We start from the raw sequence: 2122 nt of genomic DNA, 5'->3' as shown, positions 1-2122 counted from the left end.
AAAATCCCGGCTGGAAACATATTTCACTTCATTGACAGGACTTTTAGTAGAAAATGAATAACAAACGCTTCTCGATCTCTGATAAGAATAAGAAAAACGATCATAGCATATTTCGAATAATGTATCCCCGGTATGTACGTGTCTGGTTATGACTGATCGTATGGTATCAACACCAATAAGCCCTCCTTCAAAAAGATAAAACATTTCGGCAGTATCCCTTTTTTGAGAAAAGGATGCGTAAGTCAATTGTAGTAATAATACAACAAAAAATAATCTGATTATCTGCATGGTGATCCTTCTAATCCTAAGCTACTTTTTTCCCTCAAAGTGCCAAAGCCATTTCTCGATAATATTCTAGCTTCTCTTTTTGGATGTATTCTTCGACTAACTCTTTTTTGTTTGAAACATCAGACGAATGCCAATCAAGCATCAATTTAGTATACGCCTTACCAGATGTTAAATTGATATTATAAACAAGGTGAACAACTTCATTTATGTTTAAATCAACGGTACTTTCCTTAAATCCCAGAAAGTAAATTATTTTCTGTATTAATGCGTCGTATTTTTGATCAATCAACTGTGGTGTGCACAACTCCTCCAGCTTCTTTAGAAATATTAAATTTTCATTTTCATTGAATATTATTTCTCCATCCAGACACTCACCAATTAACGTTTTCGCCTTTTTTGTTTTACCCATTTTTATATAAATATCAATTTTGGCTGAGAGCAGATTAAAAAGTGCTACGTCTGTTTTCTTAGTCTCTATCAATAAAGATTCGATAATTTGAAGGGCTTCTTTAAATCGTTTCAAATTGGTTAAAATGCCACATTTTTGAAGTAAAATGTTCTTTTTTAACTTCTTAAAATCCTCTGACATTGAATACTTATCACAAAATTTCTCCAGTTCAAAAAGGGAATTTTCATTCTTTTTTGAGTCTGTGAAAATTTTAGTAATGTCCTCTCTAAATTCTTTATCCATTTTTAATGTCTTAACAAACATGTCCGAAAAACCATTTGCTATACAATTATTGGAAACAAAAATCTCAGTGTATATCCCCATAGAGAATGATCATCAAGGGAATATATATTGATTTTTATCTGATTAAAAATCAATATAATCGAGGCTATCTAAACTTCCTATATCAGAAAAATGCTGTCTAATATTTTTACAAGGACTTTTTTCTCTCCTCAAATCAAATTGTTTACTACTTAGCTCTAAAGTAGAGATTCTTTGTAATGTATTTTTAAGAATATTGCCATCTTCATAAAAAAAAAGTTCAATCGTTTTTTCATTTACAAACTTGATTTTATGCTTTGTTTGAATGTCCAAACGATTACTAAAAAGTGAATCCCCTACAATTTCATAATCGTATTTGTATTTTTTATGCCCAGAATCAAAATAATAATCCAGATGGTCTTCTCCAAAATAAACTTCATTATAACCATTATTATCACAATACCACCAAACCCCTTCCAAGATAGTTGTATTATTCAAGGTTTTATCCTCCTCATTTTGGGTACAGCCGAAGTGAAAACAACAAAACAAAATCAGTATTAAGAATTTATTGGTGGATATAGTTTTTAACTTTTTCATAATATTCTTGATCAAAGCTACTAATATCTATTTCAATTACACTTACATCTTCAGTTCGGGTAGTTCTTCTACAAGATCAATTGATCGTCATTATCAGAAGGGCGAATAAACACCTCTGAGGCAAAGCCTTAATAAATTCTATCAATTAAACGAATAATTCACTCTCGTCATAGCGTGAAAAAATCTTTATCCCCCATTATTTTATTTTCAAGCAAAACCACCAATTGCGATTTTGCATGGCCTGAAGCATAAAAAAGCCTTTCAGACCCCTCCCATGACAAGGAATTGCAAATTATAATACCTAAGTCCGGTGAGTAAAAAAACATTTCTTCATCATCTGCAATATTAGGGTCATCCTGTAAAAACTTATACACTTTGTACATCTGTCCGCTAATTTGAAAATCCCGGCTGGAAACATATTTCACTTCATTGACAGGACTTTTAGTAGAAAATGAATAACAAACGCTTCTCGATCTCTGATAAGAATAAGAAAAACGATCATAGCATATTTCGAATAATGTATCCCCG

Annotated in this window: 4 protein-coding genes; all 4 read right to left on the bottom strand. The window is 31.4% G+C overall.

Going from position 1 to position 2122, the window contains the following annotated elements; all coding sequences use genetic code 11:
- On the bottom strand, positions 1 to 288 hold a 288-nt coding region (locus AAOP42_RS04520), incomplete at its 3' end, for a hypothetical protein (RefSeq protein WP_349527271.1).
- A gap of 34 nt (positions 289 to 322) precedes the next feature.
- A complete protein-coding gene (locus AAOP42_RS04515; protein ID WP_349527270.1) occupies positions 323 to 979 on the bottom strand; it encodes a hypothetical protein in 657 nt (218 codons plus the stop codon).
- Between the two features lie 123 nt (positions 980 to 1102).
- Entirely contained in the window at positions 1103 to 1594 is a 492-nt protein-coding gene (locus AAOP42_RS04510) for a hypothetical protein (protein ID WP_349527269.1), read from the bottom strand.
- Between the two features lie 167 nt (positions 1595 to 1761).
- Positions 1762 to 2122: hypothetical protein (locus AAOP42_RS04505; protein ID WP_349527268.1), on the bottom strand; the 361-nt coding region annotated here is incomplete at its 5' end.

Source organism: Reichenbachiella sp. MALMAid0571 (assembly GCF_040151475.1).
GTDB lineage: Bacteria > Bacteroidota > Bacteroidia > Cytophagales > Cyclobacteriaceae > CAXBNB01.
This window is presented reverse-complemented; position numbering and strand designations above follow the sequence as displayed.